Annotated in this window: 21 protein-coding genes; 17 read left to right on the forward strand and 4 right to left on the reverse strand. The window is 55.8% G+C overall.

Features of this window, described 5'->3' with window-relative positions; all coding sequences use genetic code 11:
* Window positions 1-23: 23 nt before the first annotated feature.
* Entirely contained in the window at window positions 24-623 is a 600-nt protein-coding gene (yfbR, locus tag IM313_RS17665) for a 5'-deoxynucleotidase (RefSeq protein ID WP_028013935.1), read from the reverse strand.
* Between the two features lie 94 nt (window positions 624-717).
* A complete protein-coding gene (gene alaA / locus IM313_RS17670) occupies window positions 718-1,932 on the reverse strand; it encodes an alanine transaminase AlaA (protein ID WP_003861471.1) in 1,215 nt (404 codons plus the stop codon).
* A gap of 938 nt (window positions 1,933-2,870) precedes the next feature.
* Between alaA and lrhA the strand changes: the two genes are divergently transcribed.
* The 14 genes from lrhA to nuoN all read left to right on the forward strand — a co-directional run bounded on the left by lrhA (window position 2,871) and on the right by nuoN (window position 19,380).
* Window positions 2,871-3,809 carry a transcriptional regulator LrhA gene (lrhA, locus tag IM313_RS17675; protein WP_028013934.1) on the forward strand — a complete coding sequence of 313 codons (939 nt, stop codon included), beginning with the start codon at window positions 2,871-2,873 and terminating at the stop codon, window positions 3,807-3,809.
* 630 nt (window positions 3,810-4,439) lie between these two features.
* Window positions 4,440-4,880: an NADH-quinone oxidoreductase subunit NuoA gene (gene nuoA, locus IM313_RS17680; RefSeq protein ID WP_014171000.1), complete on the forward strand. Its 441-nt coding sequence runs from the start codon at window positions 4,440-4,442 to the stop codon at window positions 4,878-4,880.
* 15 nt (window positions 4,881-4,895) lie between these two features.
* Entirely contained in the window at window positions 4,896-5,570 is a 675-nt protein-coding gene (nuoB, locus tag IM313_RS17685) for an NADH-quinone oxidoreductase subunit NuoB (protein ID WP_003861482.1), read from the forward strand.
* Window positions 5,571-5,659: 89 nt separating this feature from the next.
* Complete coding sequence (gene nuoC / locus IM313_RS17690; protein ID WP_192971260.1) at window positions 5,660-7,462, forward strand: NADH-quinone oxidoreductase subunit C/D; 1,803 nt, start codon at window positions 5,660-5,662, stop codon at window positions 7,460-7,462.
* Between the two features lie 2 nt (window positions 7,463-7,464).
* Window positions 7,465-7,965 carry an NADH-quinone oxidoreductase subunit NuoE gene (nuoE, locus tag IM313_RS17695; protein ID WP_006176513.1) on the forward strand — a complete coding sequence of 167 codons (501 nt, stop codon included), beginning with the start codon at window positions 7,465-7,467 and terminating at the stop codon, window positions 7,963-7,965.
* Window positions 7,962-9,299, forward strand: a complete 1,338-nt coding sequence (gene nuoF / locus IM313_RS17700; RefSeq protein WP_006811381.1) for an NADH-quinone oxidoreductase subunit NuoF — start codon at window positions 7,962-7,964, stop codon at window positions 9,297-9,299. Before nuoE ends, nuoF begins: the two co-directional genes overlap by 4 nt.
* 55 nt (window positions 9,300-9,354) lie before the next feature.
* Window positions 9,355-12,078 (forward strand): NADH-quinone oxidoreductase subunit NuoG, encoded by a 2,724-nt coding sequence (gene nuoG, locus IM313_RS17705; protein ID WP_192971261.1) that lies wholly within the window; start codon window positions 9,355-9,357, stop codon window positions 12,076-12,078.
* Window positions 12,075-13,052, forward strand: coding sequence for an NADH-quinone oxidoreductase subunit NuoH (nuoH, locus tag IM313_RS17710; RefSeq protein ID WP_008500211.1), 978 nt, complete (start codon window positions 12,075-12,077; stop codon window positions 13,050-13,052). The genes nuoG and nuoH overlap by 4 nt, the downstream gene beginning before the upstream one ends.
* A gap of 13 nt (window positions 13,053-13,065) precedes the next feature.
* Window positions 13,066-13,608 carry an NADH-quinone oxidoreductase subunit NuoI gene (nuoI, locus tag IM313_RS17715; protein WP_003861491.1) on the forward strand — a complete coding sequence of 181 codons (543 nt, stop codon included), beginning with the start codon at window positions 13,066-13,068 and terminating at the stop codon, window positions 13,606-13,608.
* Window positions 13,609-13,618: 10 nt separating this feature from the next.
* Window positions 13,619-14,173 carry an NADH-quinone oxidoreductase subunit J gene (nuoJ, locus tag IM313_RS17720; protein ID WP_008500212.1) on the forward strand — a complete coding sequence of 185 codons (555 nt, stop codon included), beginning with the start codon at window positions 13,619-13,621 and terminating at the stop codon, window positions 14,171-14,173.
* Window positions 14,170-14,472 carry an NADH-quinone oxidoreductase subunit NuoK gene (nuoK, locus tag IM313_RS17725; RefSeq protein ID WP_003861496.1) on the forward strand — a complete coding sequence of 101 codons (303 nt, stop codon included), beginning with the start codon at window positions 14,170-14,172 and terminating at the stop codon, window positions 14,470-14,472. The genes nuoJ and nuoK overlap by 4 nt, the downstream gene beginning before the upstream one ends.
* Complete coding sequence (nuoL, locus tag IM313_RS17730) at window positions 14,469-16,310, forward strand: NADH-quinone oxidoreductase subunit L (protein WP_045629894.1); 1,842 nt, start codon at window positions 14,469-14,471, stop codon at window positions 16,308-16,310. Before nuoK ends, nuoL begins: the two co-directional genes overlap by 4 nt.
* 76 nt (window positions 16,311-16,386) lie before the next feature.
* Window positions 16,387-17,916, forward strand: a complete 1,530-nt coding sequence (nuoM, locus tag IM313_RS17735) for an NADH-quinone oxidoreductase subunit M (RefSeq protein ID WP_008500214.1) — start codon at window positions 16,387-16,389, stop codon at window positions 17,914-17,916.
* Between the two features lie 6 nt (window positions 17,917-17,922).
* Complete coding sequence (nuoN, locus tag IM313_RS17740; RefSeq protein ID WP_028013929.1) at window positions 17,923-19,380, forward strand: NADH-quinone oxidoreductase subunit NuoN; 1,458 nt, start codon at window positions 17,923-17,925, stop codon at window positions 19,378-19,380.
* Window positions 19,381-19,431: 51 nt separating this feature from the next.
* Here nuoN and IM313_RS17745 read toward each other — a convergent pair whose 3' ends face one another.
* Entirely contained in the window at window positions 19,432-20,436 is a 1,005-nt protein-coding gene (locus IM313_RS17745) for a chemotaxis protein (RefSeq protein WP_008500216.1), read from the reverse strand.
* Between the two features lie 64 nt (window positions 20,437-20,500).
* On the reverse strand, window positions 20,501-21,418 hold the full coding sequence (gene rbn, locus IM313_RS17750; protein WP_192971262.1) for a ribonuclease BN: 918 nt from the start codon (window positions 21,416-21,418) through the stop codon (window positions 20,501-20,503).
* Between the two features lie 71 nt (window positions 21,419-21,489).
* Here rbn and IM313_RS17755 point away from each other — a divergent pair, with 71 nt between their 5' ends.
* From IM313_RS17755 to menF, 3 genes are all read left to right on the forward strand, one after another.
* Complete coding sequence (locus IM313_RS17755) at window positions 21,490-21,951, forward strand: GNAT family N-acetyltransferase (RefSeq protein ID WP_045629890.1); 462 nt, start codon at window positions 21,490-21,492, stop codon at window positions 21,949-21,951.
* A 53-nt stretch (window positions 21,952-22,004) separates the two neighbouring features.
* The gene (gene elaB, locus IM313_RS17760) at window positions 22,005-22,310 is read left to right on the forward strand and encodes a stress response protein ElaB (RefSeq protein WP_028013924.1); all 306 of its coding nucleotides are present in this window, start codon (window positions 22,005-22,007) and stop codon (window positions 22,308-22,310) included.
* A gap of 85 nt (window positions 22,311-22,395) precedes the next feature.
* Window positions 22,396-23,691: an isochorismate synthase MenF gene (gene menF, locus IM313_RS17765; protein ID WP_192971263.1), complete on the forward strand. Its 1,296-nt coding sequence runs from the start codon at window positions 22,396-22,398 to the stop codon at window positions 23,689-23,691.
* Window positions 23,692-23,763 lie beyond the last annotated feature (72 nt).

Consider the following 23,763-nt stretch of genomic DNA (forward strand, 5'->3'; position numbering starts at 1 on the left):
GCGAAGCCGCCACCCGGCTAAAATTACAACGGTGAATCCTGGCTAATCTCGTCCAGCGATAGATGGAAGCTCGGCACAAATACCTGCATGAAGTAGTCCATCTCTTCGCTGCGGCGGGATTCTAGCGTTTTTTCCAGACGCGTTTTCGCCAGTAAAAACTCATTATTGCCCGCAGACAGCTCTTCCAGACACTTCAGATAGGCGCACAGCGCGTCGGCCTGTTTGACCAGCGACTTTTCATCTTCCGTATACTGATGCTCGTCGATGAGCGGTTCAAAGATATCGCGTAGCTCTTCGGGCACCATCTCGATAAGCTTCTGCTGGGCAATCTTCTCGATAGCCTTATATTCCTGAGCAATCTGAGAATTGAAATATTTCACTGGCGTAGGCAGGTCGCCGGTCAGCACCTCTGATGCGTCGTGGTACATCGCCAGCAAAGCGATGCGCTCGGCATTCACCTGCCCGTTAAATTTGCGATTCTTAATGGCAGCCAGCGCATGAGCAACCATAGCAACCTGAAGACTATGCTCAGACACGTTCTCTGTACGCACGTTGCGCATCAGCGGCCAGCGGTTGATCAGTTTCAGGCGGGAGAGGTGGGCAAAGAAATGGCTCTGACTCATAGGTTACCTTTTGTCTTCACTGCGACAGGACTTCATTGTGCGGGGAGGGGAGGGAAGATGCAAATCAGGCTACCGAAGTAGCCTGATTTTAAGATTACTGATGGTATCCAGAGAGGAATCGCCCGAAGCGGCTGATAGCCATTTCGAGATCGTCTTCACGTGGCAGGGTCACGATACGCACGTGGTCCGGCCACGGCCAGTTAAACGCCGTCCCCTGAACCAGCAGCACTTTTTCCTGCAACAGGAAATCGAGCACCATTTTCTGATCGTCGTGGATATTGAAGCGCTTCGCGTCAATTTTCGGGAACATATACAGCGCCCCGTTCGGCTTCACGCAGGAGACGCCCGGGATATCGTTGATCAGTTCCCATGCGCGGTTACGCTGTTCGTACAGGCGACCGCCAGGGACGATAAACTCGCTGATGCTCTGGTAGCCGCCCAGCGCCGTCTGGATCGCGTGCTGAGCAGGCACGTTGGCGCAAAGACGCATCGACGCCAGCATCTCAAGCCCTTCAATATAGCCTTTTGCGTGCTTTTTCGGGCCGTTCAGCACCATCCAGCCCTGACGGAAACCGGCCACGCGGTAGGTTTTAGACAGTCCGTTAAAGGTGACGGTAAGCAGGTCGGGCGCCAGCGCGGCGATAGAGTGGTGCTGCGCCGCGTCGTAAAGGATCTTGTCGTAGATTTCGTCAGCGAAGATGATCAGGTTGTGCTGGCGGGCGATCTCCACGATCTCCATCAGCAGCTCTTTTGAATAGACCGCGCCCGTCGGGTTGTTCGGGTTGATGATCACAATCCCACGCGTGCGAGGCGTGATTTTCGCGCGAATGTCGTCCAGATCCGGGAACCAGTCAGAGGATTCGTCGCAAAGATAATGTACCGCTTTACCGCTGGAGAGCGATACGGCAGCGGTCCACAGCGGATAGTCCGGCGCGGGAACCAGCATTTCGTCACCGCTGTTCAGCAGCGCCTGCATGGCCTGAACAATAAGTTCGGAGACGCCGTTGCCGATATAGATATCTTCGACGGTAACGTCACGCATACCGCGCGCCTGGTAGTGCTGCATAATGGCTTTACGGGCGGAGTAAAGTCCCTTTGAGTCACAATAGCCTTGTGCCGTAGGCAGGTTGCGGATCACATCAACCAGAATTTCATCCGGCGCTTCAAAACCAAATGGCGCGGGGTTGCCGATGTTGAGCTTCAGAACCTTGTTGCCTTCTTCTTCAAGGCGTTTTGCCTCTTTCAGAACCGGGCCACGGATGTCATAACAGACGTTATCTAGCTTGCTGGATTTTTCGATAGGGGACATGAACCTTTAACCTTTTCGCTATTATTGCCACTCCCTGCCGTGGAAGTCAGCACGGAATAATGTACTCCCCCCACGCTTCGTTTTGAAGGGTGTGCAGAAGAAGATTTTGTGCCCATAGCGAAATTGTGATGAATCGTTTTAACTATTGACTGACGCTTTCACTGCCTTAACGTCATGTACAAACCATAAATAAAGGTTGATTGTGCTACTGATTTATGTGAATTATGCATATTGTTCTGATGGAAAATAAAAAACGCGCAGACAACAAGCAGAAGTTACGCTGGGTGACATTTCGTAAAACCTGAGTGTTGAAGGGACCTTGCAGTAATAGCCCGGAGCGGCTAAAAGTTAATCATGTGAAATTAATGTTAAGTGTTATTAATGAATGACCATAATCTAAATTAAAATTTATTTATTATTAACCAACAAAATGCAACTTTAGTTAATTCTAATAAAATTAGTTTAGAAGCTTAACAAACCTCTTTAATCCTGAATATTGCAATAAGACTTATAAATAAAGTGGATTTGGGTTAAGATGTCTATACGGAAAGCAGTAGAAAGATGCAGTGGTTTTGCATTTTTGAAACTGATTTTTCGATTTAATTGATTGTTATTGTTGGAGTTATCTCTGGCTGGAATGTGTCAAACATCTCCTGCTACGTTGACAGCGCTGCGAAAAAGATGGCAGAAAAAGTGTTACGCCTTTAATGTAATTTACATAATCCTGCGAACATCTAAATATCCTGAACGTTTAAGAGAATAAAAATAACGTCATGAAACGTGCTTTCTGACTGTTGATATAAAGCAGCACAATAACTATCTGTCAGGCAGTCTGCCGGGCCGGGATGCGAGGGAAAACCTTCAGAAGGAATTGCTTAACTGTTACACACAGCTTCAACCCGGGCAGCTCCGCACGAGCAACCTGAAAGTGAATAGATATGATAAATGCAAATCGTCCGATAATGAATCTCGACCTCGATCTGCTGAGAACGTTTGTTGCGGTCGCCGATCTCAACACTTTTGCAGCAGCTGCTGCCGCCGTCTGCCGAACTCAGTCCGCCGTTAGCCAGCAAATGCAGCGGCTGGAGCAACTGGTTGGGAAAGAGCTTTTTGCCCGTCACGGGCGTAATAAGCTCTTAACGGAACACGGTATTCAGCTACTGGGTTATGCCAGGAAAATTCTTCGCTTTAATGATGAAGCATGTATGTCATTAATGTTTAGCAACCTTCAGGGGGTGTTAACCTTAGGGGCATCTGATGAGTCAGCGGATACAATATTGCCGTTTCTTCTCAACCGAATTAGCTCGGTTTATCCGAAGCTTGCGCTGGATGTGAGCGTAAAGCGTAATGCCTTTATGGTTGAGATGTTAAATGAGAACAAGGTCGACCTGGTGGTCACGACGCATCGTCCCGGACAGTTTGATTGTCTGACCTTGCGCACATCGCCAACGCACTGGTATTGCGCAGCGGAATACGTGTTGCAAAAAGGGGAACCCGTACCGCTGGTTTTACTGGACGATCCGAGTCCTTTCCGGGATATGGTGCTTACGGCGTTAAATGAAGCCAACATTCCGTGGCGTCTGGCCTATGTAGCGTCCACGCTGCCCGCGGTGCGTGCCGCCGTGAAAGCGGGTCTTGGCGTAACGGCCCGTCCGGTAGAGATGATGAGCCCCGATCTGCGCGTTCTCGGTAAATCTGATGGTCTCCCAGCGCTGCCGGATACCGAGTATCTGCTTTGCCATAACGCGTCCAGTCATAACGAGCTGGCGAAGGTGGTGTTTGAGGCGATGGAAAATTACCATAACCCATGGCAGTTCGAGCATGTTACCTCCGAAGGGGGGGATGATTCCCTGATCGTTGAAGGTGACTTTGAGTGATCAAAAGCTCAAAATTCTGGTAACAAATTGTAAGTGTAAAAAAAAGCCACTCGTGCCGTTTTCGCACGCAGTGGCTTTTTTTTGCCATTATTATCCTCTTTCGTTACAGGGTTTTCATAAATAAAACATACATATCAAGGGAATAAATGCTTCTGCTTAAATCTTGTTCACTTTCCGTTCTAACTTCATCCATAACCCCTTGATGTTAAAAAAGCAGCAAATATGTTGCCGGTTTTTTGGGTGAATTAACAAAAGCGTGTCTCAGATCAAGAAAATACTCCTATTTGGGGGGAGGAATCGTTGGCAAATCCTGTCAAAATAGGAGGGTTATTTTTTTTACTTCCAAAACGGACACGATTCAACAACATGCATTTGACGAAAAGTCAGGTAACCACCAGGGTTAAAGGGCACCAAATGTTAATGAGAATCGCTCGATGTAATTTAATGTGAAGAAACCTTTGTTAAAGTTGACAATAGGTTATAGAAAGGAGTAAAAAACCCCATCATTTTGCTGTCTACGTCTCATTTCAGACAGTTAGTGTAAGGTTATTTGTTCCTCCCCATGAATCGATGTGATGCCCATCTGCCAGCAAGAGCAGTGTCGTCGGTATCACTTTTGATGAGTAAGCAATGAGTATGTCAACATCCACAGAAGTCATCGCTCATCACTGGGCATTCGCAATCTTTCTTATTGTAGCCATTGGCCTGTGCTGCCTGATGTTAGTCGGCGGCTGGTTCCTGGGCGGTCGCGCCCGTGCAAGGCACAAAAACACACCTTTCGAATCAGGTATTGATTCAGTAGGTTCCGCTCGCTTACGCCTGTCTGCCAAGTTCTATCTGGTAGCGATGTTCTTCGTCATCTTTGACGTGGAAGCGCTCTACCTGTTCGCATGGTCGACCTCCATTCGCGAAAGTGGTTGGGTGGGCTTTGTCGAGGCCGCAATTTTCATTTTAGTGCTACTGGCCGGTCTGGTTTATCTGGTGCGTATTGGCGCGCTTGACTGGACGCCTGCGCGTTCACGTCGTGAACACATCAACCCGGAAAACAGTATCTCTAATCGTCAGCAGTAACAGCGAGGCAATAAGATGGATTATACGCTCACCCGCATAGATCCTAACGGTGAGAATGACCGTTACCCCCTGCAAAAACAGGAGATCGTAACCGACCCCCTGGAGCAAGAAGTCAACAAAAGCGTGTACATGGGCAAACTCGAACATGCCATGCACGATATGGTCAACTGGGGTCGTAAGAACTCCATCTGGCCATACAACTTTGGCCTTTCTTGCTGCTACGTTGAAATGGTGACGTCATTCACTGCGGTGCATGACGTTGCGCGTTTTGGGGCCGAGGTACTGCGTGCTTCCCCGCGTCAGGCTGACCTGATGGTGGTGGCCGGTACCTGCTTTACCAAAATGGCACCTGTTATTCAGCGTCTGTATGACCAGATGCTGGAGCCAAAATGGGTTATTTCCATGGGCGCATGTGCAAACTCCGGCGGTATGTACGACATTTATTCCGTTGTACAGGGCGTTGATAAGTTCATTCCGGTGGATGTTTACATCCCGGGCTGCCCGCCGCGCCCAGAAGCCTATATGCAGGCGCTGATGCTGCTGCAGGAGTCTATCGGTAAAGAACGTCGCCCACTCTCATGGGTTGTTGGCGATCAGGGTGTCTATCGCGCGAACATGCAGTCCGAGCGCGAGCGTAAACGCGGTGAACGTATTGCCGTCACCAACCTGCGTACGCCTGACGAAATTTAATTTGCGCCTGTAGGCCTGGAGAAAACCTTCGCATATCACTACTCAAATAGCGCGAAGCCAGGCTTAACAGTCACCACGGACCATTTGCAATGGTGAACAATATGACCGACTTAACCGCGCAAGAAGCCGCCTGGCAGACCCGGGATCATCTTGATGACCCCGTTATTGGCGAACTGCGCAACCGTTTTGGGCCGGATGCCTTTACCGTTCAGGCGACCCGCACCGGGGTACCCGTTGTTTGGGTGAAGCGTGAACAATTGCTGGAAGTTGTCGATTTCCTCAAGAAATTGCCAAAACCTTACGTCATGCTGTTTGACTTACACGGCATGGACGAACGTCTGAGAACGCACCGCCAGGGTCTCCCTGCTGCGGATTTTTCCGTTTTCTACCACCTGATCTCAATAGACCGCAACACGGATATCATGCTCAAGGTGGCATTGTCTGAAAACGACATGCATCTGCCGACGATCGTCAAACTTTTCCCGAACGCCAACTGGTACGAGCGCGAAACCTGGGAAATGTTCGGCATGACCTTTGACGGCCACCCGCACCTGACGCGCATCATGATGCCGCAGACCTGGACCGGCCACCCGCTGCGTAAAGACTACCCGGCACGTGCGACCGAATTCGATCCGTTTGAACTGACCAAAGCCAAGCAGGATCTGGAGATGGAAGCGCTGACCTTCAAGCCGGAAGACTGGGGCATGAAGCGCGGAACTGAAAACGAGGACTTCATGTTCCTCAACCTCGGTCCGAACCACCCGTCTGCGCACGGTGCATTCCGTATTATTCTTCAGCTTGATGGCGAAGAGATTGTCGACTGCGTCCCTGACATCGGCTACCACCACCGCGGTGCTGAGAAGATGGGCGAGCGTCAGTCCTGGCACAGCTACATTCCGTATACCGACCGTATCGAGTACCTCGGCGGCTGCGTAAACGAAATGCCATACGTGCTGGCCGTTGAGAAACTGGCAGGCATCACCGTACCGGATCGCGTTAACGTGATTCGCGTTATGCTGTCAGAACTGTTCCGCATCAACAGCCACCTCCTGTACATCTCCACGTTCATTCAGGACGTCGGCGCGATGACCCCGGTCTTCTTCGCCTTTACCGATCGTCAGAAAATCTACGATTTGGTCGAAGCCATTACCGGTTTCCGTATGCACCCGGCCTGGTTCCGCATCGGCGGTGTGGCGCACGATCTCCCGCGCGGCTGGGACCGCCTGCTGCGTGAATTCCTCGACTGGATGCCCAAGCGTCTGGCCTCCTACGAGAAAGCCGCGCTGCGCAACACCATCCTGAAAGGCCGTTCCCAGGGCGTTGCTGCCTACGGCGCGAAAGAAGCGCTGGAGTGGGGGACGACAGGTGCTGGCCTGCGCGCGACCGGTATTGATTTCGACGTGCGTAAAGCCCGTCCTTACTCTGGCTACGAGAACTTCGACTTTGAAGTCCCGGTAGGCGGCGGCGTGTCCGACTGCTACACCCGCGTGATGCTGAAAGTGGAAGAGCTGCGCCAGAGTCTGCGCATCCTTGAGCAGTGCCTCAACAACATGCCGGAAGGCCCGTTCAAGGCGGATCACCCGCTGACGACGCCGCCGCCGAAAGAGCGCACGCTGCAGCATATCGAAACCCTGATCACCCACTTCCTGCAGGTTTCCTGGGGTCCGGTCATGCCGGCGCAAGAATCCTTCCAGATGATTGAAGCGACCAAGGGTATTAACAGTTACTACCTGACCAGTGACGGCAGCACCATGAGCTACCGTACTCGCGTGCGTACGCCGAGCTTTGCGCACCTGCAGCAGATCCCGTCCGCCATCCGCGGCAGTCTGGTCTCTGACCTGATTGTGTATCTGGGTAGTATCGATTTTGTTATGTCAGATGTGGACCGCTAATTATGCACGAGAATCAACAACCACAAACCGAGGCTTTTGAGCTGAGTGAAGCAGAGCGTGCCGCCATTGAGCACGAGATGCACCACTACGAAGACCCGCGTGCGGCGTCCATTGAAGCGCTGAAAATCGTACAGAAACAGCGTGGTTGGGTGCCGGATGGGGCGATCTATGAGATCGCGAAAGTGCTGGGTATTCCGGCAAGCGACGTAGAAGGCGTGGCCACGTTCTACAGCCAGATCTTCCGTCAGCCGGTTGGCCGCCATGTGATCCGCTACTGTGACAGCGTCGTCTGCCACATTACCGGCTATCAGGGCATTCAGGCTGCGATTGAGAAAAAGCTCAATATCAAGCCGGGCCAGACCACGTTCGATGGACGCTTTACTCTGCTGCCAACCTGCTGCCTGGGTAACTGCGACAAGGGGCCGACCATGATGATTGATGAGGACACTCACAGCCATCTGACGCCGGAAGCGATTCCTGACCTGCTGGAGCAGTACAAATGAAAACTGTAATTCGTACTGCTGAGACGCATCCGCTGACCTGGCGTCTGCGCGATGACAAACAGCCGGTATGGCTCGACGAATACCAGAGCAAAAACGGCTATGCCGGTGCGCGTAAAGCCCTCGGCGGCATGGCGCCGGACGACATCGTTAATGCGGTGAAAGATTCCGGCCTGAAAGGCCGTGGCGGCGCGGGCTTCTCCACCGGTCTGAAGTGGAGCCTGATGCCAAAAGACGAATCCATGAACATCCGTTACCTGCTGTGTAACGCCGATGAAATGGAGCCAGGCACCTATAAAGACCGCCTGCTGATGGAGCAGCTGCCGCACCTGCTGGTGGAAGGCATGCTGATCTCCGCGTTTGCGCTGAAAGCGTACCGTGGCTACATCTTCCTGCGCGGTGAGTACATCGAAGCGGCAGAAAACCTGCGTCGCGCGATTGCCGAAGCCACCGAAGCCGGCCTTCTGGGTAAAAACATCCTGGGTACCGGGTTTGACTTCGAACTGTTCGTGCACACCGGTGCCGGGCGTTACATCTGCGGTGAAGAAACTGCGCTGATTAACTCCCTGGAAGGCCGCCGTGCGAACCCGCGTTCCAAGCCACCGTTCCCGGCAAGCTCCGGCGTGTGGGGTAAACCGACCTGCGTAAACAACGTCGAAACCCTGTGTAACGTCCCGGCTATCCTCGCCAACGGCGTGGAGTGGTATCAGGGCATCTCCTCAAGCAAAGATGCCGGTACCAAGCTGATGGGCTTCTCCGGGCGCGTGAAGAACCCTGGCGTCTGGGAACTGCCGTTCGGTACCACCGCACGCGAAATTCTTGAAGACTACGCCGGCGGCATGCGCGATGGCCTGAAATTCAAAGCCTGGCAGCCGGGTGGGGCAGGGACAGACTTCCTGACCGAAGCCCACCTTGACCTGCCGATGGAATTCGAAAGCATTGGGAAAGCAGGCAGCCGTCTGGGTACGGCGCTGGCGATGGCCGTCGACCACGAGATCGGCATGGTCTCGCTGGTACGTAACCTGGAAGAGTTCTTCGCCCGTGAGTCCTGCGGCTGGTGTACACCGTGCCGTGACGGTCTGCCGTGGAGCGTGAAGATCCTGCGCGCCATCGAGCGCGGCGAAGGCCAGCCGGGCGATATCGAGACGCTTGAGCAACTGTGTCGATTCTTAGGGCCAGGTAAAACCTTCTGCGCCCACGCACCGGGTGCCGTCGAGCCGCTGCAGAGCGCGATTAAATATTTCCGCGACGAATTCGAAGCAGGCATCAAGCAGCCGTTCAGCAATACCCATTCGATCAATGGTATTCAGCCGAACCTGCTGAAAGCGCGCTGGTAACGACAAGAATTTTGATTAACGCTCGGTTTCGACTGAGCCAACTGGAAGCATGCTAATGGCTACGATTCATGTAGACGGCAAAGAATACGAAGTCAACGGGGCGGACAACCTGCTGGAAGCTTGTCTGTCTCTTGGCCTCGATATTCCGTACTTTTGCTGGCATCCGGCGCTGGGCAGCGTCGGTGCTTGCCGCCAGTGTGCGGTGAAGCAATATCAAAACGCGGAAGACACGCGTGGTCGCCTGGTAATGTCCTGTATGACGCCAGCCACCGAAGGCACCTTTATTTCGATTGATGACGAAGAAGCCAAACAGTTCCGCGAAAGCGTGGTGGAGTGGTTGATGACCAACCACCCGCACGACTGTCCGGTTTGTGAAGAGGGCGGTAACTGCCACCTTCAGGATATGACCGTGATGACCGGTCACAGCTTCCGTCGCTATCGCTTTACCAAGCGTACCCACCGTAACCAGGATCTGGGGCCGTTCATCTCTCACGAAATGAACCGCTGCATCGCCTGCTACCGCTGCGTGCGTTACTACAAAGACTACGCGGACGGTCAGGATCTGGGCGTGTATGGCGCACACGACAACGTCTACTTCGGTCGTACGGAAGACGGCGTGCTGGAAAGCGAATTCTCCGGTAACCTGGTCGAAATCTGCCCGACCGGCGTCTTCACGGATAAAACCCACTCCGAGCGTTACAACCGTAAATGGGACATGCAGTTTGCGCCAAGCATCTGCCAGCAGTGTTCCCTCGGCTGTAACACCAGCCCGGGTGAGCGCTACGGTGAACTGCGTCGTATCGAAAACCGTTACAACGGTACCGTAAACCACTACTTCCTGTGCGACCGCGGTCGTTTCGGCTATGGCTATGTGAACCTGAAAGACCGTCCGCGTCAGCCGGTTCAGCGCCGTGGCGACGACTTCATTACCCTGAACGCTGAACAGGCGATGCAGGGCGCGGCAGATATTCTGCGCCAGTCGAAGAAAGTGATCGGCATCGGCTCCCCGCGCGCCAGCATCGAAAGCAACTTCGCGCTGCGCGAGCTGGTCGGGGCGGAAAACTTCTATACCGGCATCGCCCAGGGCGAGCAGGAACGTCTGCAACTGGTACTGAAAGTGCTGCGTGAAGGTGGTATCCATACCCCTGCGCTGCGCGAAATTGAATCCTATGATGCGGTTCTGGTGCTGGGTGAAGACCTGACGCAGACCGGCGCCCGCGCGGCCCTGGCGGTTCGTCAGGCGGTGAAGGGTAAAGCACGTGAAATGGCAGCGGCGCAGAAAGTGGCTGACTGGCAGATTGCGGCAATCCTCAACATCGGCCAGCGCGCTAAGCACCCTCTGTTTGTAACCAACGTCGACAATACCCGTCTGGATGATATCGCGGCGTGGACCTACTGCGCCCCGGTTGAAGATCAGGCGCGCCTCGGCTTTGCCATTGCCCACGCGCTGGACAACAGCTCACCGGCCGTTGAGCTGGATCGCGACCTGCAAAACAAGGTCGACGTGATTGTTCAGGCCCTCGCAGGTGCGAAGAAACCGCTGATTATCTCCGGAACCAACGCCGGGAGCGCTGAAATCATTCAGGCCGCCGCGAACGTTGCCAAAGCCCTGAAAGGCCGCGGTGCAGACGTCGGCGTGACCATGATTGCCCGTGCGGTAAACAGCATCGGTCTGGGCATGATTGGCGGCGGCTCGCTGGAAGAAGCGTTAAGCGAACTGGAATCCGGTGCCGCTGACGCCGTGGTGGTGCTGGAAAACGATCTGCATCGTCATGCGTCTGCCGCTCGCGTTGACGCCGCGCTCTCCAAAGCGCCGCTGGTGATGGTGATTGACCATCAGCGCACCGCGATCATGGACAAAGCGCACCTGGTGCTCTCTGCGGCAAGCTTCGCAGAAAGCGACGGTACCGTTATCAACAACGAAGGCCGCGCCCAGCGTTTCTTCCAGGTTTATGACCCGGCGTACTACGACAGCAACACCGTGATGCTGGAAAGCTGGCGCTGGCTGCACTCCCTGCACAGCACCGTGCAGAGCCGTGAAGTGGACTGGACGCAGCTCGACCACGTTATCGACGCGGTAGTCGAAAAACTGCCTCAGCTGGCAGGCATTAAAGATGCCGCACCTGAAGCCAGCTTCCGCATCCGCGGCCAGAAGCTGGCGCGTGAACCGCACCGCTACAGCGGCCGTACCGCGATGCGTGCCAACATCAGCGTACACGAACCGCGCCAGCCGCAGGATAAAGACACCATGTTCGCCTTCTCCATGGAAGGGAACAACCAGCCGTCTGCCCCGCGTTCGCAAATCCCGTTCGCATGGGCTCCGGGCTGGAACTCCCCGCAGGCGTGGAACAAGTTCCAGGCTGAAGTGGGCGGCTCCCTGCGCCACGGCGATCCGGGCGTGCGTCTGATTGAAGCTTCCGAAACCGGTCTGGACTTCTTCACCACCGTACCGGCGAGCTTCCAGGCGCAGGACGGTAGCTGGCGTATTGCCCCGTACTACCACCTGTTCGGTAGCGACGAGCTGTCCCAGCGTTCACCGGTCTTCCAGACCCGTATGCCGCAGCCTTACATCAAGCTCAACCCGGCGGATGCCGCGAAGCTTGGCGTTAACGCGGGCGCGAACATCGCCTTTAGCTATGACGGCCAGACCATCAGCCTGCCGCTGATTATTTCTGAAAATCTGACAGCAGGGCAGGTCGGTCTGCCGATGGGTATGCCTGGCATCGCGCCGGTTCTGGCGGGTGCGCGTCTTGATAATCTGCAGGAGGCAAAAGCATGAGTTGGTTAACGCCGGATCTTATCGACATCCTGCTGAGCATTCTGAAAGCGATTGTGATCCTGCTGGTGGTGGTCACCTGCGGCGCGTTCATGAGCTTTGGTGAACGTCGTCTGCTCGGTCTGTTCCAGAACCGTTACGGACCGAACCGCGTGGGCTGGGGTGGTTCACTCCAGCTGGTCGCGGACATGATCAAGATGTTCTTTAAAGAGGACTGGATCCCTCGCTTCTCGGATCGCGTGATCTTTACTCTGGCACCGATGATCGCCTTCACCTCGCTGCTGCTGGCGTTTGCTATCGTTCCGGTCAGCCCGACCTGGGTGGTCGCTGACCTGAACATCGGCATTCTGTTCTTCCTGATGATGGCAGGTCTCGCGGTTTACGCGGTCCTGTTCGCAGGCTGGTCCAGTAACAACAAATACTCGCTGCTGGGTGCGATGCGTGCTTCCGCGCAGACGCTGAGCTACGAAGTATTCCTGGGACTCTCCCTGATGGGCGTGGTGGCGCAGGCCGGTTCATTCAACATGACCGACATCGTCAACAACCAGGCCGACATCTGGAACGTTATCCCGCAGTTCTTTGGGTTTATTACCTTTGCTATCGCGGGCGTGGCCGTGTGTCACCGTCACCCGTTTGACCAGCCGGAAGCCGAACAGGAACTGGCCGACGGTTACCACATTGAATATTCCGGCATGAAGTTCGGTCTGTTCTTTGTGGGCGAGTACATCGGTATCGTCACCATTTCCGCGTTGATGGTAACGCTGTTCTTTGGTGGCTGGCATGGCCCGTTCTTACCGCCGTTCATCTGGTTCGCGCTGAAAACCGCGTTCTTCATGATGATGTTCATTTTGATTCGCGCAGCGTTACCGCGTCCACGTTATGACCAGGTAATGTCCTTCGGCTGGAAAGTGTGCCTGCCGCTGACGCTCGTCAACTTGTTGGTAACGGCAGCTGTCATTCTCTGGCAGCAGCCATAAGGGGCTATAGACCATGACCTTAAAAGAATTACTGGTAGGTTTCGGTACCCAGGTACGCAGTATCTGGATGATCGGCCTGCACGCGTTTGCTAAACGCGAAACCCGGATGTACCCGGAAGAGCCGGTATATCTGCCGCCGCGCTACCGTGGCCGTATCGTGCTGACGCGCGACCCGGACGGTTCCGAGCGCTGCGTTGCCTGTAACCTGTGTGCGGTAGCGTGTCCGGTCGGCTGTATCTCTCTGCAGAAAGCCGAGACGGTAGACGGCCGCTGGTACCCTGAGTTCTTCCGCATCAACTTCTCACGCTGCATCTTCTGCGGTCTGTGTGAAGAAGCGTGCCCAACCACGGCGATTCAGCTGACTCCAGACTTTGAGCTGGGTGAGTACAAGCGTCAGGACCTGGTGTACGAGAAAGAGGATCTGCTGATTTCCGGTCCGGGCAAATACCCGGAATATAACTTCTACCGGATGGCGGGTATGGCAATCGACGGCAAAGATAAGGGCGAAGCAGAGAACGAAGCTAAGCCTATCGACGTCAAGAGCCTGTTACCGTAAGGAGAGGGCAATGGAATTCGCTTTTTATATCTGTGGCCTTATCGCCATCCTGGCTACGCTGCGAGTGATTACGCACACCAATCCGGTGCATGCGCTGCTGTACTTAATCATTTCGCTGCTGGCTATTTCCGGGGTGTTCTTCGCGCTGGGCGCGCACTTCGCCGGTGCGCTGGAGATCATCGTTTACGCCGGGGCCATCATGGTGCTGTTCGTGTTCGTCGTGATGATGCTGAACCTGGGCGGCTCTGAAATTGAGCAGGAACGTCAGTGGTTAAAACCGCAGGTGTGGATTGGCCCGGCAATTTTGTCGGCCATCATGCTGGTGGTGATCGTTTACGCCATTCTGGGCGTGAACGATCAGGGCATCGACGGCACGCCAATTGGTGCGAAAGAGGTGGGTATCACGCTCTTTGGCCCATACGTTCTGGCGGTGGAACTGGCCTCTATGCTGCTGCTGGCAGGCCTGGTTGTGGCTTTCCACGTTGGCCGCGAAGAGCGTGCTGGCGAGGTGCTGAGCAACCGCACTGACGACCGCGCGAAAAGAAAAACGGAGGAGCGCGCATGATCCCCTTAACACATGGACTGATCCTCGCTGCGATTTTATTCGTTCTGGGTCTGACCGGTCTGGTTATCCGCCGCAATCTGCTGTTTATGCTGATCGGCCTGGAAATCATGATTAACGCCTCCGCGCTGGCCTTCGTGGTCGCCGGAAGCTACTGGGGCCAGACCGATGGTCAGGTGATGTACATTCTCGCCATCAGCCTCGCGGCTGCTGAAGCGAGTATTGGCCTGGCGCTGTTGCTGCAGCTCCATCGTCGCCGCCAGAATCTGAACATCGATTCAGTAAGTGAGTTGCGTGGATGAACATGCTTGCCTTAACCATTATTTTTCCGCTGATTGGCTTCGTGCTGCTGGCGTTTTCTCGCGGCCGCTGGTCTGAGAATCTGTCCGCGACCGTTGGCATGGGCTCTGTCGGCCTGGCCGCGCTGGTGACAGCGTATGCGGGTATCGACTTCTTTAACAACGGACGCCAGCCTTTCAGCGTGCCGCTGTGGACCTGGATGTCGGTCGGTGATTTCAACATCGGTTTCAACCTGGTGCTGGACGGCCTCTCGCTGACCATGCTCTCCGTGGTCACCGGCGTCGGCTTCCTGATCCACATGTTTGCCTCCTGGTACATGCGCGGTGAAGAGGGTTACTCCCGCTTCTTCGCCTACACCAACCTGTTTATTGCCAGTATGGTCGTTCTGGTGCTGGCCGATAACCTGCTGCTGATGTATCTGGGCTGGGAAGGCGTGGGCCTGTGCTCTTACCTGCTGATCGGTTTCTACTATACCGATCCGAAGAATGGCGCAGCGGCCATGAAAGCGTTCGTCGTGACCCGCGTGGGTGACGTCTTCCTCGCGTTCGCGCTGTTCATTCTCTACAACGAACTGGGCACGCTGAACTTCCGCGAGATGGTGGAACTGGCGCCAGCACACTTCGCCGCAGGCAACAACATGCTGTGGTGGGCAACGCTGATGCTGCTGGGTGGTGCCGTGGGTAAATCCGCACAGCTGCCGCTGCAGACATGGCTGGCCGACGCGATGGCAGGTCCAACCCCTGTCTCCGCGCTGATCCACGCTGCGACCATGGTCACCGCCGGTGTTTACCTGATTGCGCGTACCCATGGCCTGTTCCTGATGACTCCGGAAATTCTGCATCTGGTGGGTATCGTCGGTGCGGTCACGCTGGTGCTGGCAGGCTTTGCCGCGCTGGTTCAGACCGACATCAAGCGCGTTCTCGCGTACTCCACCATGAGCCAGATTGGTTACATGTTCCTGGCGCTGGGCGTTCAGGCGTGGGACGCGGCCATTTTCCACCTGATGACGCACGCGTTCTTCAAAGCGCTGCTGTTCCTCTCATCCGGTTCGGTGATTCTGGCCTGCCATCACGAGCAGAACATCTTCAAGATGGGCGGACTGCGTAAGTCCATCCCGCTGGTCTATGTCTGCTTCCTGGTGGGCGGCGCGGCGCTGGCGGCACTGCCGCTGATCACCGCGGGCTTCTTCAGTAAGGACGAAATCCTTGCGGGTGCCATGGCGAATGGTCATATCAATCTGATGGTTGCGGGTCTGGTCGGTGCGTTCATGACTTCCCTGTATACCTTCCGTATGATTTTCATCGTATTCCACGGTAAAGAACAAATTCACGCTCACGCAGGGAAGGGGATTACCCACCACCTGCCGCTGATTGTGCTGCTGGTACTGTCCACCTTCGTTGGCGCGATGATTGTGCCACCGCTGCAGGGCGTACTGCCAGACACCACCGAGCTTGAGCACGGTCGCGTTCTGACGCTTGAAATCACCTCCGGTGTGGTCGCTATCGCGGGTATCCTGATTGCGGCATGGCTGTGGCTGGGCAAACGTACGCTGGTCACTGCCGTGGCCAACAGTGCGCCGGGCCGCCTGCTGGGCACCTGGTGGTACAACGCGTGGGGCTTCGACTGGCTGTACGACATGATCTTCGTTAAGCCGTTCCTGGGCGTTGCGTGGCTGCTGAAGCGCGACCCGCTGAACAGCCTGATGAACATCCCGGCGATCCTCTCCCGCTTTGCAGGGAAAGGCCTGCTGTACAGCGAGAACGGTTACCTGCGCTGGTATGTGGCATCCATGAGCATCGGTGCGGTTGTGGTGCTGGCGCTGCTGATGGTATTGCGTTGATCGTTAAGTGAATTTTATTCGAATTCGTTGAAAATCAGGCCCCTGCTGGGGGCCTTAAAAAGGAATGTAAATCGCCATGTTACTACCCTGGCTAATATTAATTCCCTTCATCGGCGGCTTCCTGTGCTGGCAGACCGAACGCTTTGGCGTGAAGATGCCGCGCTGGATCGCGCTGATCACCATGGGATTGACGCTCGCGCTTGGCCTGCAACTGTGGTTGCAGGGCGGTTACTCACTGACCCAGTCTGCGGGCATTCCGCAGTGGCAGTCTGAGTTCATCCTGCCGTGGATCCCGCGTTTCGGCATTACGATCCACCTGGCGATTGACGGTCTGTCGCTGCTGATGGTGGTGCTGACCGGTCTGCTCGGCGTTCTGGCGGTACTCTGCTCCTGGCGAGAAATCGAAAAATACCAGGGCTTCTTCCACCTGAACCTGATGTGGATCCTGGGCGGCGTGATCGGCGTGTTCCTTGCTATCGACATGTTCCTGTTCTTCTTCTTCTGGGAGATGATGCTGGTGCCGATGTACTTCCTGATCGCGCTGTGGGGCCACAAGGCGTCCGACGGTAAAACGCGTATCACGGCGGCAACCAAGTTCTTCATCTATACCCAGGCGAGCGGTCTGGTAATGCTGATTGCCATTCTGGCGCTGGTGTTCGTTCATCACAACGCAACCGGCACCTGGACCTTCAACTACGAAGACCTGCTGAAGACCCCGATGTCACACGGCGTTGAATACCTGCTGATGCTGGGCTTCTTCATTGCCTTCGCGGTGAAAATGCCGGTGGTTCCTCTGCACGGCTGGCTGCCAGACGCGCACTCCCAGGCACCAACGGCGGGTTCCGTTGACCTGGCGGGCATCCTGCTGAAAACGGCGGCCTACGGTCTGCTGCGTTTCGCACTGCCGCTGTTCCCGAATGCCTCCGCGGAGTTCGCACCGATTGCCATGTGGCTGGGTGTGATCGGTATCTTCTACGGTGCCTGGATGGCCTTCACGCAATACGACATCAAGCGTCTGATTGCTTATACCTCCGTTTCCCACATGGGCTTCGTGCTGATTGCTATCTACACCGGCAGCCAGCTGGCGTACCAGGGCGCGGTGATCCAGATGATTGCGCACGGTCTGTCCGCAGCCGGTCTCTTCATCCTGTGCGGCCAGCTGTATGAACGTCTGCACACCCGCGACATGCGTATGATGGGTGGCCTGTGGAGCAAAATTAAATGGCTGCCAGCGCTCTCCATGTTCTTCGCGGTGGCTACCCTGGGGATGCCGGGCACCGGTAACTTCGTCGGCGAATTCATGATTCTGTTCGGCAGCTTCAAAGTGGTACCGGTGATTACCGTGATCTCCACCTTTGGTCTGGTGTTCGCTTCCGTGTACTCGCTGGCGATGCTGCACCGCGCTTACTTCGGTAAAGCGAAGAGCGAAATTGCTGCACAAGAACTGCCGGGGATGTCGCTGCGTGAGCTGTTCATCATCCTGCTGCTGGTCGTACTGCTGGTGCTGTTGGGCTTCTTCCCGCAGCCGATTCTGGATACCTCGCACAGCGCGATGGGCAATATCCAGCAGTGGTTTGTTAATTCTGTTTCTACTACAAGGCCGTAATTCGCCATGACAATAACTCCACAACAACTGATCGCGCTGCTACCGCTGCTGATCGTCGGATTGACGGTGGTGGTTGTGATGCTCTCCATTGCGTGGCGACGCAATCACTTCCTGAATGCCACGCTGTCGGTCATCGGCCTGAATGCCGCGTTAGTCTCACTCTGGTTTGTTGGCCAGGGCGGGGCGATGGACGTCACGCCGCTGATGCGCGTTGACGGTTACGCCATGCTGTATACCGGGCTGGTGCTGCTGGCGAGCCTGGCAACCTGTACCTTTGCTTACCCGTGGCTTGAAGGCTACAACGACAACAAAGAAGAGTTTTACCTGCTGGTACTGATTGCCGCGCTGGGCGGCATTCTGCTGGCGAATGCCAACCATCTGGCCGCGCTGTTCCTCGGTATTGAGCTGATCTCTCTGCCGCTGTTCGGCCTGATTGGTTACGCCTTCCGTCAGAAGCGCTCTCTGGAAGCGAGCATCAAGTACACCATTCTGTCTGCTGCCGCGTCATCCTTCCTGCTGTTTGGTATTGCGCTGCTGTACGCTCAGTCCGGTAACCTCTCCTTCATGGCGCTCGGCAAGAGCCTCGGCGACGGCATGCTGCATGAGCCGCTGCTGCTGGCGGGTCTGGGCATGATGATCGTTGGCCTCGGCTTCAAGCTCTCTCTGGTTCCGTTCCACCTGTGGACGCCAGACGTATACCAGGGTGCGCCTGCACCGGTCTCTACCTTCCTGGCGACGGCGAGCAAAATCGCTATCTTCGGTGTGGTCATGCGTCTGTTCCTGTACGCGCCGGTGGGTGATAGTGAAGCCGTTCGCGTGGTGCTGGGCATCATCGCGTTCGTCTCCATCATCTTCGGTAACCTGATGGCGCTGAGCCAGACCAACATCAAGCGTCTGCTGGGCTACTCGTCCATCTCTCATCTGGGCTACCTGCTGGTGGCGCTGATTGCGCTGCAGAGCGGTGAGATGTCGATGGAAGCCGTGGGCGTGTATCTGGCCGGTTACCTGTTCAGCAGCCTCGGCGCCTTCGGCGTGGTGAGCCTGATGTCCAGCCCGTACCGTGGTCCGGATGCCGATTCACTGTTCTCCTACCGTGGTCTGTTCTGGCACCGTCCAATTCTGTCCGCCGTAATGACCGTGATGATGCTCTCTCTGGCGGGTATCCCGATGACGCTGGGCTTTATCGGTAAGTTCTACGTGCTGGCCGTCGGTGTGCAGGCGCACCTGTGGTGGCTGACTGCCGGTGTCGTTATCGGCTCCGCGATTGGCCTCTACTACTACCTGCGCGTGGCCGTGAGCCTGTACCTGAGCGCGCCTCAGCAGCTCAACCGTGATGCTCCAGGCAACTGGCAGTACAGCGCCGGTGGTATCGTGGTGCTTATCTCCGCGCTGCTGGTGCTGATCTTCGGTATCTATCCGCAGCCGCTGATTGATATCGTGCAGCGAGCGATGCCATTAATGTAAAAACAAAAAACCCGCCTCGGCGGGTTTTTTTATGGTTTGCGCCCTCAGGAGCTAAGCCAGCTGCTTCCGGCTAATCAACGGCCCGTCAATCTTCTTCATTGAGCGGTCCAGCACTTCCTCAATCACCGACGACAGCTCGTTCAGCTCAAACTTCGCCACGTACCCGTCCGCCTTCACCTTGCGAATATGATCTTCGTTGGCGTTGCCGGAAAGGGAGGAGTGGATCACCACCGGAATATCCTTCAGAACCGGGTCGGTTTTGATTTTGCGCGTCAGCGTAAATCCGTCCATCTCCGGCATCTCGAGGTCGGTCAGCACCAGAGCGATCTTATCGGTGATCGGCACGCCCTCAGCCTGCGCCTGCGCGGCCAGAACCCCAATTTTTTCCCACGCGTCTTTGCCGGTGATGTGCAGCTGCGCTGGGATCTCCATCGCCTGTAGACCTTTCTCCAGCATCGAACGCGCCACTTTGGAATCTTCCGCCACAATCGCGACTGCGCCCGGCTTGATGTTGAACTTGGTGGTTTTCAGATTGGTGGCGTGCAGATCGTGGTTGGCCGGGGTGATGTCATACAGGATCTGCTCTACGTCCAGCACCATCGCCAGATCGTTGGTATCCGTTTTCTCATCCAGGCAGGCAATGCTGGTGATATAGCGGCCGCTGACGGCGGTTTCCGCCGCGTGCACCTGCTTCCAGTCCAGACGCATGATGTTTTCAACCGACTCCACGGCAAAGGCCTGCACGCTGCGGGCATATTCGGTGATAAGCAGGATGTTCAGCCCGGTGGTAGGCTTACAGCCCGCCACGGCGGCCAGATCGATCACCGGGATCACCTGATCGCGAATATTCACCATCCCCATCAGCGGTGATTTCATCCCGGCGGGTTTTGTGAATTCCGGCATCGGCACAATTTCACGCAGCTTAAAGACGTTAATGCCAAACAGCTCGGATTTATTTTCGTTCAGAGAGGTGCCAAGACGGAACAGCAACAGTTCAAAACGGTTCGACAGGGTGAGATTCGCCCTGTCATCAATATCTTTCTGGAAATTATCCATTCTACCCTCGAGAGAAATGCTGACCTTTTAATCGTTATCGGCATCCTGAGAGAAAAATGAAGGGCTAAACGCTGACCTTAGCGAAATCTTCGGCCAGCTCGCACGCCGGGAACACCGCCAGGCACTCTGCCAGCAGGCCTGCACAGCCCCGCGCATCGTAGCGGGAACTGACGTGAGTGACGATCAGCCTCCCGACGCCTGCGTCGCGGGCAAGCTGCGCCGCCTGACGCGTTGAGCTATGGCCGCGGCCGTTGGCTTTCTCTTCCATCGCCGTTTCCAGCGTGGCTTCGTGCACCATCACGTCAACGCCCCGGGCAAGCTGAAGGGCGGCAGGGCACGGGGCCGTGTCGCCAAAGATAGCCAGCTTCTTGCCCGGCTCGGGCGCGGCGAGATAATCCTGACCGTTGATGACACGACCGTCCTCCAGCGTGACGGTCTCGCCGTGCTTCAGGCGCTGGAACAGCGGTCCGGGTTTTACGCCCGCGGCCATCAGCGCGGCGGCGTCCAGCGCGCCGGGTTTGTCATGCGCTTCAATGCGATAGCCATAGCACTCAACGGGATGATTCAGCGGCTGAGCGCTCACCTTATAATCACCGTCATCGAAAACCAGGCCTTCGCTAATCTCAACGATCTCCAGCGGATAATCCGTCCATGACCCGCTCAGGCGCAGCGCGGTTTCAACAAATTCACGCACACCCGCAGGCCCGTAAATCGTCAGCGGATTGGCGTTGCCGGCCATGGAGCGGCTGCACAGCAGGCCCGGCAGGCCAAACAGATGGTCGCCGTGCAGGTGAGTAATAAAAATTTTATCCAGCTTGCCGGGGTGATACGCGGTGTGCAGCAGCTGATGCTGCGTCCCTTCACCGCAGTCAAACAGCCACAGCCCGCCGCGGGTGGGGTGCTTAAGATCCAGCAGAATTGCCGTCACGTTTCGTGAGCGGGTTGGCACGCCAGCGGACGTACCCAGAAAAATCAGTTCCATAACGCAATCAGCCCTTTGCCGAACGGGGAGGGGTTTAGTATAACGTGGTGAACCCCAGGAAGGAGAATGAGATGATCCAGTGGCAAGATTTACATCATAGTGAGCTCACCGTTCATTCGCTCTACGCGCTGCTTAAACTGCGCTGCGAAGTGTTTGTGGTTGAACAGACGTGCCCGTATCAGGACATCGACGGCGATGACCTCGTTGGCGAAAACCGCCATATCCTCGGCTGGAAGGATAACGAGCTGGTGGCGTATGCGAGGATTCTGAAAAGCGAGGACGATGTCGAGCCCGTGGTGATAGGCCGGGTCATTATCAGCGGTAACGCGCGGGGTGAGAAACTGGGCTATCAGCTGATGGAAAAAACGCTGGAGTCATGCCAGAAACAGTGGCCGGACAAGGCGTTATACCTGGGCGCGCAGGCGCACCTGCAATCCTTCTACGGTCATTTCGGTTTTATGCCGGTCACAGACATCTACGACGAAGACGGTATTCCGCACATCGGCATGGCGCGGGAAGCGAAACAGGCGTAATGGCGCGTCGTTGTCTATAGTTAGCGGACTGGTGTACTAACATGGAGAAAAATATGTCATTTCAATCCTGGGATACCCGTATCGACGACGACCTGACCTTACTGAGCGAAACGCTGGAAGAGGTGTTACGTTCCTCGGGCGACCCTGCCGATCAGAAATATATCGAGCTGAAAGCCCGTGCCGAGCAGGCGCTCCACGACGTAAAAAACCGCGTCAGCCATGCGTCTGATACTTACTACTACCGCGCCAAAAAAGCGGTTTATCGTGCCGATGATTACGTCCATGAAAAACCGTGGCAGGGCATTGGGGTGGGCGCAGCCGTAGGGCTGGTGCTGGGTCTGCTGCTGGCCCGTCGTTAAGCCGTTTAACCACTCCCTATACGTGGGTACTGATATTTCTTATGGTACCCCGTATAATATGAGGTTTTAACAGGGAGAGGTTCGCGTGAATTCGATTTTCCTCGCGCTGGAACAATTGCGTAGCCATCTTTCGCAAGCGTTACCTGCCACATCCGGCCTGCGTCATTTCGACGTCTCTTTCCCGTTAAACGATGCCTTCGATCCCCTTGCCTGGCTGGGCGAGCAGCAGTGCTATCCCCAGTTTTACTGGCAACAGCGTAACGGCGATGAAGAGCTGGCCGCGCTGGGAGCGGTCGTCCAATTCTCCTCTCTGGCGTTAGCCTCGCAGTTTTTAAGTGCGCAACACGCCCCTGAAGATACCCGAATCTGCGGCCTGAACGCGTTTAACCCGGAGCAGGGCAGCCTCTTTTTACCGCGTCTGCTGTGGCGACGTACCGCTGGCAACGCCACGTTGCGTCTGCAGCTGTGGAGCGACAGCTCGCTTGAGGACGATGCCGACACCGCGCGGGCGTTCTTACAGCAACTGCTCCCCGCCAGACCGATCCGTCCGCTCTCCGTGCAGGTTGAGCGCGAAACCCATCACCCGGAAAAACCGCAATGGCTTAGCCTTATCGGCAAAGCGACAAATACGATTGCACGCGGTGATTTCGAAAAGGTCGTTCTCGCCCGAGCCACCGACCTGCAGTGTAAACAGCGCGTTAACCCCGTCGCGCTGATGGCCGCCAGCCGCGCCCTGAATTTAAACTGCTATCATTTCTGCATGATATTCGACGCCAGCAACGCGTTTCTCGGCTCCACGCCCGAGCGTCTCTGGCGGCGGCGCGGCAAGCTGCTGCGCACCGAAGCGCTGGCGGGCACCGTCGCCAGCCATACTGACGATAAACAGGCGCAGCGTCTGGGCGAGTGGCTGTTGAATGACGATAAAAACCAGCGCGAAAATATGCTGGTGGTGGAAGATATCTGCCAGCGTCTTCAACACCATACGCAGACGCTTGAGGTGTTGCCGGCTCAGGTCATCCGCCTGCGCAAAGTGCAGCACTTACGCCGCTGTATCTGGACCGAGCTCAAGCAGGCCGACGATGAGCTGTGCCTGCACGTGCTACAGCCGACGGCGGCGGTTGCCGGGCTTCCGCGACAGCCAGCGCGCGAGTTTATTCAGCACGTTGAACCCTTTAACCGCGAGTGGTACGCCGGTTCGGCCGGGTATTTATCCCCCGAACAAAGCGAATTCTGCGTGGCGCTGCGCTCGGCGCGCGTACAGGAAGACGCTCTGCGGCTTTACGCCGGAGCGGGCATTGTCAGCGGCTCTGACCCGGAGCAGGAGTGGCAGGAGATCGAAAACAAAGCCGCCGGATTGCGCTCTCTGCTCCTAAGGGATTAATACTGATTCGCGCAATCCCGATTCATATCAAAATTCCAATTTTTTCTATTATTTATACTGTGTCGCATTCTT

Source organism: Enterobacter cloacae complex sp. P2B (genome assembly GCF_014895985.1).
Taxonomy (GTDB): Bacteria; Pseudomonadota; Gammaproteobacteria; order Enterobacterales; family Enterobacteriaceae; genus Enterobacter; species Enterobacter bugandensis.

Coding starts and splice junctions, on each gene's coding strand:
- alaA (WP_003861471.1), bottom strand. CDS start 1,932: ATGTCCCCTATCGAAAAATCCAGCAAGCTAGATAACGTCTGTTATGAC.
- nuoG (WP_192971261.1), top strand. CDS start 9,355: ATGGCTACGATTCATGTAGACGGCAAAGAATACGAAGTCAACGGGGCG.
- lrhA (WP_028013934.1), top strand. CDS start 2,871: ATGATAAATGCAAATCGTCCGATAATGAATCTCGACCTCGATCTGCTG.
- nuoA (WP_014171000.1), top strand. CDS start 4,440: ATGAGTATGTCAACATCCACAGAAGTCATCGCTCATCACTGGGCATTC.
- rbn (WP_192971262.1), bottom strand. CDS start 21,418: ATGGAACTGATTTTTCTGGGTACGTCCGCTGGCGTGCCAACCCGCTCA.
- yfbR (WP_028013935.1), bottom strand. CDS start 623: ATGAGTCAGAGCCATTTCTTTGCCCACCTCTCCCGCCTGAAACTGATC.
- IM313_RS17745 (WP_008500216.1), bottom strand. CDS start 20,436: ATGGATAATTTCCAGAAAGATATTGATGACAGGGCGAATCTCACCCTG.
- nuoF (WP_006811381.1), top strand. CDS start 7,962: ATGAAAACTGTAATTCGTACTGCTGAGACGCATCCGCTGACCTGGCGT.
- nuoL (WP_045629894.1), top strand. CDS start 14,469: ATGAACATGCTTGCCTTAACCATTATTTTTCCGCTGATTGGCTTCGTG.
- elaB (WP_028013924.1), top strand. CDS start 22,005: ATGTCATTTCAATCCTGGGATACCCGTATCGACGACGACCTGACCTTA.
- nuoC (WP_192971260.1), top strand. CDS start 5,660: ATGGTGAACAATATGACCGACTTAACCGCGCAAGAAGCCGCCTGGCAG.
- nuoI (WP_003861491.1), top strand. CDS start 13,066: ATGACCTTAAAAGAATTACTGGTAGGTTTCGGTACCCAGGTACGCAGT.
- nuoJ (WP_008500212.1), top strand. CDS start 13,619: ATGGAATTCGCTTTTTATATCTGTGGCCTTATCGCCATCCTGGCTACG.
- nuoB (WP_003861482.1), top strand. CDS start 4,896: ATGGATTATACGCTCACCCGCATAGATCCTAACGGTGAGAATGACCGT.
- nuoK (WP_003861496.1), top strand. CDS start 14,170: ATGATCCCCTTAACACATGGACTGATCCTCGCTGCGATTTTATTCGTT.
- IM313_RS17755 (WP_045629890.1), top strand. CDS start 21,490: ATGATCCAGTGGCAAGATTTACATCATAGTGAGCTCACCGTTCATTCG.
- nuoE (WP_006176513.1), top strand. CDS start 7,465: ATGCACGAGAATCAACAACCACAAACCGAGGCTTTTGAGCTGAGTGAA.
- nuoN (WP_028013929.1), top strand. CDS start 17,923: ATGACAATAACTCCACAACAACTGATCGCGCTGCTACCGCTGCTGATC.
- nuoH (WP_008500211.1), top strand. CDS start 12,075: ATGAGTTGGTTAACGCCGGATCTTATCGACATCCTGCTGAGCATTCTG.
- nuoM (WP_008500214.1), top strand. CDS start 16,387: ATGTTACTACCCTGGCTAATATTAATTCCCTTCATCGGCGGCTTCCTG.